The following is a 9,018-nucleotide window of genomic DNA, read 5'->3' on the forward strand; positions in this document are numbered from 1 at the left end:
CGGAGTCCCCAATGTCCAAGCAAAACACGCTCCCTCCCTTCCATCTGGCCTTTCCGGTCCGCGACCTGGCCGAAGCGCGCCGCTTTTATGGCGAACTGCTGGGCTGTCCCGAGGGCCGCTCATCCGACCAATGGATAGACTTCGATTTCCACGGCCACCAGATCGTCGCCCATCTGGCGCCCGAGGAATGCGGCAGCACGGGAACCAGCAGCGTGGATGCGCACAACGTACCGGTACGCCATTTCGGCGCGGTGCTTGAAATGGGGGTATGGGAAGCCTTGGCCGACAAGCTGCGCAAGGCCGGCACCCAGTTCGTGATCGAGCCTTACGTGCGCTTCAAGGGCGAAGTCGGAGAGCAGGCCACCATGTTTTTCATGGATCCGTCGGGCAACGCGCTGGAATTCAAATCCTTCAAGAACATCGAATCGCTGTTTGCCAAGTAAACCAAGCACGCAGACCGGATGCCTCTCATGAGCGTCTCCGAGCCGCGACGATGGGCCATGGTTCCCCAGGGGGACCGCAGCGTGCTGCTGGTGTTCGGCGATCAGATCGACGTGGACATCGGGCGGCGCTGCGCCGCTGCGGCGGCCGCCCTGCGGGAGGCCGCCATACAGGGCGTCACCGATATCGTCCCCACTTTCAACTCGGTCGCCGTGCACTACCAGCCGCGCCTGTTCGATGCCGGCACTCCTTACCGGCATCTGGCTCGCGAAATAGATAATGTGCTGGACGCGGCGCTCGATGGGCGGCACGCGCCCGCCCAGGGGCGGCAGATTGAAATTCCCGTCTGCTATGGCGGTGAGTTCGGCCCGGATCTGGACGAGGTGGCGACGCACTGCAAGCTGGAGGCCTCCGACGTCATTCGCCTGCACAGCCAGCAACCGGCCTACGTGTTCATGCTGGGCTTCGCGCCCGGCGCCCCCTATATCGGAGTACACGACAAGCGGCTGGCCATAGGCCGGCGCGCCACGCCAAGAACGTCGGTTCCCGCCGGCTCGGTGGCCATCGCCAATCTTCAGACCATGATCTACCCCAATGCCTCTCCGGGGGGCTGGCATATCATCGGCGCCACGCCTTCCATCCTGTTCGATCCGCAAAAGAATCCATCGACGCTGCTGGCCGCGGGCGACACGGTCCGCTTCGTTCCGGTCGGCCCAGATCAATACCGTAGCTTGAAGCGGGAACAGGCATGAGCCTCTTCGTCCTGAAGCCCGGCCTGCTGTCCAGCTTCCAGGATCTGGGCCGCATGGGCTACCAGCACCTGGGAGTGCCGGTGGGCGGCGCCATGGACAGCCGCGCCCACCGGCTGGCGAACCTGCTGGTGGGCAACCCAGATGAGGAAGCCACGCTGGAAATCACCTTGTCGGGACCCATGCTGCGCTTCGATGCGGCGGCCTGCATAGCGATCACGGGCGCGGCGCTGGGGCCCACCCTGAACGGCAAGCCGGTGCCCAACAATCGGCCTCTGATCATCCGCAAGGGCGATGTGCTGGCCTTTGGAGCCAGGTCGGCAGGCCTGCGGGCCTATGTGGCCTGGCACGGCGGCATCGACTTGCCCATGCTGCTGTCCAGCCGCAGCACGTATCTGCGCGGCGGCTTTGGCGGCTACAAGGGGCGGGCCTTGCGGGCCGGCGATGTCCTGCACCCGCGGGTCCGGCTTGATGAGGGCGGGCTGGATCAACTGGCACGGGAATTATGGGATATCAGGGTATACCTGCCCGCCATCCTGGGGCTGGCGCCGCGCGCCGCCCTGCGCGCCATGCAGGGCGCGCACACCGGCCTGTTCACGGATAAATCCATCGATGATTTTTTTGCCAGCGAGTACCGGATAAGTCCCCAATCGGAACGCATGGGCTATCGGCTGCAAGGAAATACGCTGGAATTGAAAAGCAGCGCGCAATTACTTTCGGAAGCCACCAGCTTCGGCAGCGTGCAGGTGCCGCCCGATGGCAAACCCATAGTGCTGATGGCCGATCGCCAGACGACGGGCGGCTATGCGAAGATCGCCCACATCGCCAGCGTCGACCTGCCCGCCATCGCGCAATGCATGCCGGGCGACACCGTCAGATTCACGCCTATCGGCCTGGAACAGGCCCAGGAACTGGATGCCCAGCGCGAAACGGCATTCGAACAACTGCGCCAGGCGCTTGGGCCAGTGCGCCGGCTGCTTTCAGATCGCTGAAGCCGCGGCAGGGCGCCCTACGCTTCCAACTGGCTTAATGCGGCCGGACGGCTGTCCACAACCGTCAAGATGGACAGAAAGCCGCTGATATCGAATACTTCATGGACCTGGGGTTGCAGGCTGCACAAGACCAACTGGCCGGAGTTCTGCTTCAGGCGCTTGGCCAGCATCAGCACCACCCGCAAACCCGCGCTGGAGATATAGTCCAATTGCTTCAAGTCCAGCACGCAAAGCCGTTCGCCTTTCTCCACCCATGCCAAGAGTCCCGATTCGACCTCGGCGGCATTGGCGCTATTGATCTGGCCTGCTGGCGAAACCACCAGAATCCCGCCAATCTTTTCACTTGAAAGAGTCATGGTGTAACCATTGTATTCAAAGAAGCCGATTGTAGCGATTGTGTTCCCTAGCACCAAGAGAATCCGCGTAAAAATTTCGCGCCGGCCCGTTATCGCGCATACCCTCCTTGTAATCATGTGTTAAAAATCTTGCACTGGCCCATACAATTCGCATCCCGCGCGCCACCTGCCGAGCCCACGCCATGTCGTCTCCATTGAAGATGAAGCTGTCGCCCCTGCCTGTTTTCAAGCGCCCCCACGACCTGGTCTACGCGCCCAACGACAAGCCGCCGGCAGTTGCGCTAGGCGGGTTGGCCCTGCAGCATTGCGCCACCGCCCTGGCCCTTATCGCCTACGTCCTGGCGGCGGCCCGTATAGGCGGGCTGGATGCGGAGTCCACGCGCAGCATGGTCACAGCCACCATCCTGGGCATGGCGCTGGCCACCTTTCTGCAATCGTGGGGCGGCCGTCTGGGCTCCGGCATGCTGCTGGTCCACATTCCCGACCCGCTGCTGGTCGTCATATCGGGCATGATCGCCGCCGAATACGGCCTGGGAGGGCTGGTTCTGGTGGGCCTGGTCAACGGCGCCGTTGCGCTGGGAGCCGGATTCATCGTTCCGCGCCTGCGTGCCGTGCTGCCGCCCGCGGTGGCCGGCGTGGTGGTCTGCGTCGCCGGACTGTCGCTGATCGCGCCCGCACTGACTCATACCAGCGGCCTGGATACACCTGCCGGCGTGAATGGCATCGACGTGCTGATCGGCGGACTCACTCTGCTGGTGATTGTTGCGTTTTCCATTTGGGGCAACCGCCGCGCCAAGCTGTTCGCCCTGCTGGCCGGCCTGGCCGCCGGCGTCGTGCTGGCGGCCTTATTCGGCCGGCTGCATGGCGTCGACACCCTGGCCGCCGCACCCATCTTCGGCTTTCCCAGCCCGCCGGTACCGGAGTTCCGGATCGACCCCGGCATCCTGGCTGCCGTAGCCGTGCTTGCCTTGATGACTCAACTGGATACCTTCGGCTCCGTCGTATTGATGCACAAGATGAACGACGCCGACTGGCGGCGGCCGGATATGCGCATGGTGGGCGGCGGCATACGCGCCAATGGGCTGGGCAACCTGCTGGCCGCCTGGCTGGGGGCTTATCCAAGCGGCACCTCGTCCGCCAATATCGCCTTAAGCCACATCAGCCGCTCGACCTCGCGCTGGATAGGGCTGCTGACCGCCCTGCTGCTGGCTTTCATTGCCTTCCTGCCGCAAGTCACGCTGGCCCTGACGCTGATTCCGACTCCGGTCATCGGCGCCGTCGAGCTGTATGCCGCCGCCTACTTGATCGTGTCGGGCATCGAGCTTATCGCGTCGCGCGCCATGGATGCGCGCGGCATCTTCATGATCGGTCTATCCTTCGTGATGGGCATGGGAATCATGTTCCTGCCCAACCTGTCGGAGTTGGCGCCGGAATCCGTCCGTTTCATGGCCAAAAACGGCATCATCGTTGCCGGGCTGACCGCCATCGCCCTGAACCTGCTGTTCCGGCTGGGCACATCGCAGCGGGCGTCGCTGGCCTTCCCGAGCGAGGGTTCGCATAGCCAGAAGATCGTGGAATTCGTCGAAACCCAAGGCGCCATCTGGGCCGCGCGCCGCGATGCGGTGCGCCGGGCTGCCCAGGCGGCGCTGGAAGCGGCCGAAGCCATCCAGGCCGCGGGCGGCAATCGCCGCCTGCGGGAAATCCGCGGCAGCTTCGACGAATTCAATCTTGATATCGAATTGCTGCACGACGGCCCGCCGCTCAATCTGCAGGCAAAGCCGGGCGCGTCGACTGCAAACCTGCTGGATGTCGACGACGACGCCTTCCACGCAGCGCTGGATGATGCTTTGGCCAGCGTTTCCCACGTGCTGCTCAAGCGACTGGCGGATCGGCTTACCACCGGGACGCGCGGCGAGTGCTCTTTTCTTCGATTGCATTTCGATCATTAGGGCCTCAACGCTATGCAAACCCTGGCCTCCTTGTCTTTAGCCCCTGGACATGACACCGTTACACAAGCACTGGCTTGGCTGGAATCGATCGCCGAACGCGAACGCTGGCCGACGCGCCTGGCGTTCAAGCTTTCCCTTTGCCTGGACGAGGCGCTAAGCAATATCGTCATGCATGGCTTCCCATCGACGCGGGACGGCTCGCCAAGGCCTCATATATCGCTTTCCGTACTGCAAGCGGATGGATCCATTGCCATCGATATCGCCGACAACGGCATCCCCTTCGACCCCACGCAACGCGCATCGCCCGAACTTTCCGCCACGCTGGACGATGCCCGCATCGGCGGCCATGGGCTGCGTCTGATGCGGCACTATTTGCAGAATATCGAGTATCGCCGCGACACGGATTGGAACCGCCTGCGGTTGACGGCAACGCCCGATACCGACGGAGAATAAACCTTGAGCGCCGTCACCCCAGCCGAGGTTCTTGCAGGCCAGCCAGGCACTCCGCCCTTGACGGCATTCGCGCATATCTATCCGACGGCCATTGCGCACAACCTCCGGCACATGCGCCGCCTTGCAGTGGGTGAAGGCCATCAAACCCCGCGCATGTGGGCGGTCGTCAAAGCCGACGCCTACGGGCATTCATTGGTTCATGCGCTTGCCGGCCTGGACGAGGCCGACGGCTTGGCCGTGCTTGCCCTTTCCGACGCCCATCAGCTCCGGGCAATGGGATGGCACAAGCCCATACTTGTCATGAGTCCCCGGTTAAGCGCCAAGGATTTGCGCGACCCCATCCTTTTTCCGCTGCACCTGATCATCGACAGCGAAGAGCAATTGACCCAGCTGCAAGGCTTGAACGGGACCTTGCCGCCCCATATATGGCTGCGCCATAGCGGCCAGTTGCACCATGCCGGATTCAGCGGCAATGACTACCTGCATGCATATCGCCGGCTGCAAGCGCTATGGCTTGCGGGCCGAGTCGCCGCGGTCGGACACCTATCCCACTATGCCGCGGCCGAAGAAGCCCGGAACCTGCGCGCCGAACGGGAGGCGCTCCGGGATGCGATCGCAGGCCTGCCCGGCGCCCTGTGCACGGAAAATTCGGCGGCCCTGCTGTCGGCTCCCGGCTACGCGCGGACCACCGATTGGGTGCGCTGCGGAATCGCCTTGTATGGGATCAGTCCTTTGCCCGGCGCGGACGGCACCGCCCTGGGTCTGCGCCCGGCGATGACGCTGCAAGCCCCCATCTATGGGGAACAGCTGTTGCGCGCAGGCTGCCGGCTGGGCTATGGCGGCGGCTTCCTGGCCCCTTGCGACATGCGCGTCGGCTTGGTGCGCTGCGGATACGCCGACGGATATCCGCGCCACATTGCGGACGATGCCCGCGTACTGGTCAATGGCAGGAAAAGCCGCATCATCGGCAGGGTATCGATGGACACCCTGACCATAGATCTGACCGGCCACCCGCAGGCAGCGACGGGTACGCTGGTCACGCTGTGGGGCCAGGACGATTTGTCCATAGAACGGCTTGCCCGCTCCGCCGGGACGATCGCCGCCCAATTATGCACGGGACTGACGGCACGCGTGCCGCGCCTGCCGGCTAGGCAGTACGCAGCCTTGGCGCCCACACCAGAAAAGCCAGCGTAGCCGCCAGATAAATCGCCCCCGTCACCGCCAGTCCGCCCGCAATGCCCATGGACGCGAACAATCCGCCCACCATCAAGGGCCCCAGCATCTGCCCGAATTTGTCCGCCGCGCGCATGACGCTAGTTGCACCGCCGGCGCCATAGCGCTGGACATTGTCCAGCGACAGCATATAGGCCGTTTGCGCCCCGCCGGCCAGACAACTGGCCAGCGCCAGCAGGACCACGGAAAAAGCGGCGGCAAGAATGCCGCTTGCAAAATACAGGCTCAGCAAGCCTGCGCTGCCCACCAGGCCACCGGCCACGATCCAGTGTTTCTTGAAGGCGCTTTGATCGGCCAGCCTGGCCATATAAGGCCCCACATAGATTACACAGAAGCCGTAAAGCATCAGGATGCGGCCCACGCTGGCGGCTGTGGCGCCATAGGCTTCCGCATACAGCGGCAGCGCGTAGGTAAGCAGGCCGACCTGCGCTATCGAAAAGGGGATGATGCAACCTACGAGCAGCATGCCGAAGTCGCGGGTAGCCAGCAGCCTGCGCAGCGCCGTCCACGAGCGCGCCGCCGGTCCAGCCACGAAACTCACCATCTTTTGTCCCGGCAGATGGCGGTATGGCCACATCAGGGTCAGTACGCCGATGGCGGGCAGGGCCAGCAATCCCGCGGCTGCGCCGAAGACCGCATTGGGACCCCATTGCTGCATAAGCATCGCCCCCACAGCCGCCCCCGACAAATGTCCGGCGAACAAACCTGCAATGACCGAAGCCATGTTGCGGCCGCGATACGCGGCGGGGCTGCGAACGACTATAAAACCCTGCAGACCCATCCACGTCAGCCCGTAGCCCAGACCGACCAGCCCCCGCGCCATGATGAACCCCGATAGGGAATCCGCCAAAGCACAGGCCAGGTTTCCCGCAAACGACACCAGCAGACCCACCAGGACCGGAAATTGCCAGCCTCGCCGGTCGGTAAGCCGACCGGCCAGCAAGGCCGTCAGCAAACCGCAGGCCATCTCCGCGGCTATCGGCAGCGCCATCAGGAAGGCGGTGCCCTGTTCGAGCGCCGGCGGCAACAGCGAGCGCGCATAGAGGGGCAGAAAGCTCAGGGGCAAGGCCAGGGCGAACAGGAAGCCGAACATGACGGGGCGCACGACCAGTCCGACCTGGGATGCATCGTCGAGCCCTATGGGTTCGCCTGATGCCGTTCGATGAGGCGCCGAGAACGCCCTGTCCATCAGGAGGGCCAGCAGCAGGAACAGTTCGACAGCCGCCACCAAGGCAACGGCCACCACCGTTCCGGCATCGAGAATCCGGGCGCGAACGCCTGCGGCGATAAAGCGGTCATCGAGCAATATGCGCAACTGGGCCAGCACCGGGCCGCCGGCTTGCGCAGTCAGTGGAAATACCAATCCGTCGCTGGCGCTTTCCCGCGCGACGCCCGCCAACGCGCCGTGTGCGTTGGCCCGGTTCAGCACTTGTCCGTGGGCATCCAGCAGTTGCACCTCCCCTATTACCGGAAAGGACGCGGCCAGCCTGGCCATGGGCCGCTCGACCCCCCGCAGGCGATCTGGCGCTATCCCGTAACCCAGGACGCGATCAAGATCATCCTGCAAGCCTTGGCCTACGATGCGGGTATTGTCCAGGGTCACTTCGACCCAGACATGGCGAAAAGTCTGGATGGTGTAGGCGGCGTATAAGCCTTGGGCCAGCAACAGGATCAACAAGGGGATGGCCAGCCTGGCCTTGCTCGCCGCCGCCAGCTCGTGCAAGGGCATGGCATAGCGAAATACCAGACCAAGAGCCAGGGCCGCGCCCAGCGTGGTCAGGGCCAGCACCCAAAGGTTTTCGACCATCAGCGCGCTTTTCCGCAAATCTTGCGGGCTAACCTGCAAAATAACGGCGCCGTTGATCGTTTCATTGGCCGCGGCCAATGGAACGGCCACCGTTACCCGTCCGCCATCGGCCAGATGCACCGCGCCCGATGCCTGCCGGACGATATCCTTGCTGCCGTTCTGCCTGGATGCCAAGGCCCGAAGCAACGGAGCGGCGGGGGGAGGAACACCGACGGCAGCCAGCACTCGTCCATCGCCCAGCACGACACTGGCCCCCAGCAAATCGGGCACTTGAACGGGCACATCGTCCAGCAGCGCCGACAGACCGAAGAACTGCGCCAGGGGCTTGCCCAGATCCATGCCGGTCTGGATCTGGGCGGATGTCCGCCGCGCCAGCAATTCAACGCGCTCCGCCGTATTGTCGGCCACCAGGCGATTCAAGGCGGACAGGCTCAGCGAACCGATCAACGCCTGCGCCAGCAGCAGCACCAGCATGCATGCCAATAGCACGTCGCGCAGCGGTCGACGCTTATCCTTCGAGCCCGCAACCCTGTCGTTTCTCATTCTTTTTCCCGCAACGCCTCTCCCGGCATAAGCCACGCGACCCTTGAAGCCACAGCCACGCCCGCAATAGTAATTTACAATCCGGTTCAAAAGCATACTTTCCTGGTCGTCCACGACGCCCCAACCCTCCCGTTGAGCGGTCACCTATGCGATTGACCTCGCTGCGCAGCAAAATCTTCCTGCTTGTCGGCCTGACCCTGCTCCTGGGCGCGGTCGCCGTCATGCTCGTCACCGAACGCGACGTAAAGCGGACCGTGGTCGCCGGCGAAGAGCTTGCGGTGCGCAACGTGCTGAACCTGCTGGTGCGCGACAGCGAAGCGCGCTGGGGCGGCCTGCTGAGCGACAAGATATCCACCGTGCGCAACGGCCGCCGGCAACTGGTGCAATTGGGAAGCACCATACGCTCCGTGCTGGCCATCGGTAATTGTCAAGCTAGTTGTCGCATGTAACATGTATTCAAGCCGCCAGCTTGAGTTGGTTTTCATGGTTTGAACA

Annotated in this window: 9 protein-coding genes; 7 read left to right on the forward strand and 2 right to left on the reverse strand. The window is 63.7% G+C overall.

Going from position 1 to position 9,018, the window contains the following annotated elements:
- Window positions 1-11: 11 nt before the first annotated feature.
- Genes V0R37_RS11820 through V0R37_RS11830 form a run of 3 tightly spaced genes read left to right on the forward strand, consistent with a single transcriptional unit; the run spans window position 12 to window position 2,182 of the window.
- A complete protein-coding gene (locus tag V0R37_RS11820) occupies window positions 12-443 on the forward strand; it encodes a VOC family protein (protein WP_420374705.1) in 432 nt (143 codons plus the stop codon).
- Window positions 444-470: 27 nt separating this feature from the next.
- The gene (pxpB, locus tag V0R37_RS11825; RefSeq protein ID WP_420374706.1) at window positions 471-1,193 is read left to right on the forward strand and encodes a 5-oxoprolinase subunit PxpB; all 723 of its coding nucleotides are present in this window, start codon (window positions 471-473) and stop codon (window positions 1,191-1,193) included.
- The gene (locus V0R37_RS11830) at window positions 1,190-2,182 is read left to right on the forward strand and encodes a 5-oxoprolinase subunit C family protein (RefSeq protein ID WP_420374707.1); all 993 of its coding nucleotides are present in this window, start codon (window positions 1,190-1,192) and stop codon (window positions 2,180-2,182) included. Before pxpB ends, V0R37_RS11830 begins: the two co-directional genes overlap by 4 nt.
- A gap of 17 nt (window positions 2,183-2,199) precedes the next feature.
- Here the strand turns inward: V0R37_RS11830 and V0R37_RS11835 are convergent, their stop codons facing one another.
- Complete coding sequence (locus V0R37_RS11835; RefSeq protein WP_420374708.1) at window positions 2,200-2,538, reverse strand: STAS domain-containing protein; 339 nt, start codon at window positions 2,536-2,538, stop codon at window positions 2,200-2,202.
- Between the two features lie 182 nt (window positions 2,539-2,720).
- Between V0R37_RS11835 and V0R37_RS11840 the strand changes: the two genes are divergently transcribed.
- Genes V0R37_RS11840 through alr form a run of 3 tightly spaced genes read left to right on the forward strand, consistent with a single transcriptional unit; the run spans window position 2,721 to window position 6,134 of the window.
- A complete protein-coding gene (locus V0R37_RS11840; protein ID WP_420374709.1) occupies window positions 2,721-4,487 on the forward strand; it encodes a solute carrier family 23 protein in 1,767 nt (588 codons plus the stop codon).
- Between the two features lie 12 nt (window positions 4,488-4,499).
- Window positions 4,500-4,940: an ATP-binding protein gene (locus V0R37_RS11845; RefSeq protein WP_420374710.1), complete on the forward strand. Its 441-nt coding sequence runs from the start codon at window positions 4,500-4,502 to the stop codon at window positions 4,938-4,940.
- A 3-nt stretch (window positions 4,941-4,943) separates the two neighbouring features.
- On the forward strand, window positions 4,944-6,134 hold the full coding sequence (gene alr, locus V0R37_RS11850; protein ID WP_420374711.1) for an alanine racemase: 1,191 nt from the start codon (window positions 4,944-4,946) through the stop codon (window positions 6,132-6,134).
- Here the strand turns inward: alr and V0R37_RS11855 are convergent.
- A complete protein-coding gene (locus tag V0R37_RS11855) occupies window positions 6,088-8,523 on the reverse strand; it encodes an MFS transporter (protein ID WP_420374712.1) in 2,436 nt (811 codons plus the stop codon). The two genes, alr and V0R37_RS11855, sit on opposite strands and share 47 nt — an antisense overlap.
- 146 nt (window positions 8,524-8,669) lie before the next feature.
- On the opposite strand from V0R37_RS11855, the gene V0R37_RS11860 reads away from it, so the two are divergent.
- Window positions 8,670-8,972 (forward strand): hypothetical protein, encoded by a 303-nt coding sequence (locus V0R37_RS11860; RefSeq protein WP_420374713.1) that lies wholly within the window; start codon window positions 8,670-8,672, stop codon window positions 8,970-8,972.
- Window positions 8,973-9,018: the final 46 nt, after the last annotated feature.

The organism is Pollutimonas rozaliensis (assembly GCF_048751585.1).
Taxonomy (GTDB): domain Bacteria; phylum Pseudomonadota; class Gammaproteobacteria; order Burkholderiales; family Burkholderiaceae_B.

Excerpts from the sequence above, each read along its gene's own strand:
- V0R37_RS11820 (WP_420374705.1), top strand. The coding sequence starts at position 12 with ATGTCCAAGCAAAACACGCTCCCTCCCTTCCATCTGGCCTTTCCGGTC.
- pxpB (WP_420374706.1), top strand. The coding sequence starts at position 471 with ATGAGCGTCTCCGAGCCGCGACGATGGGCCATGGTTCCCCAGGGGGAC.
- V0R37_RS11830 (WP_420374707.1), top strand. The coding sequence starts at position 1,190 with ATGAGCCTCTTCGTCCTGAAGCCCGGCCTGCTGTCCAGCTTCCAGGAT.
- V0R37_RS11835 (WP_420374708.1), bottom strand. The coding sequence starts at position 2,538 with ATGACTCTTTCAAGTGAAAAGATTGGCGGGATTCTGGTGGTTTCGCCA.
- V0R37_RS11840 (WP_420374709.1), top strand. The coding sequence starts at position 2,721 with ATGTCGTCTCCATTGAAGATGAAGCTGTCGCCCCTGCCTGTTTTCAAG.
- V0R37_RS11845 (WP_420374710.1), top strand. The coding sequence starts at position 4,500 with ATGCAAACCCTGGCCTCCTTGTCTTTAGCCCCTGGACATGACACCGTT.
- V0R37_RS11855 (WP_420374712.1), bottom strand. The coding sequence starts at position 8,523 with ATGAGAAACGACAGGGTTGCGGGCTCGAAGGATAAGCGTCGACCGCTG.
- V0R37_RS11860 (WP_420374713.1), top strand. The coding sequence starts at position 8,670 with ATGCGATTGACCTCGCTGCGCAGCAAAATCTTCCTGCTTGTCGGCCTG.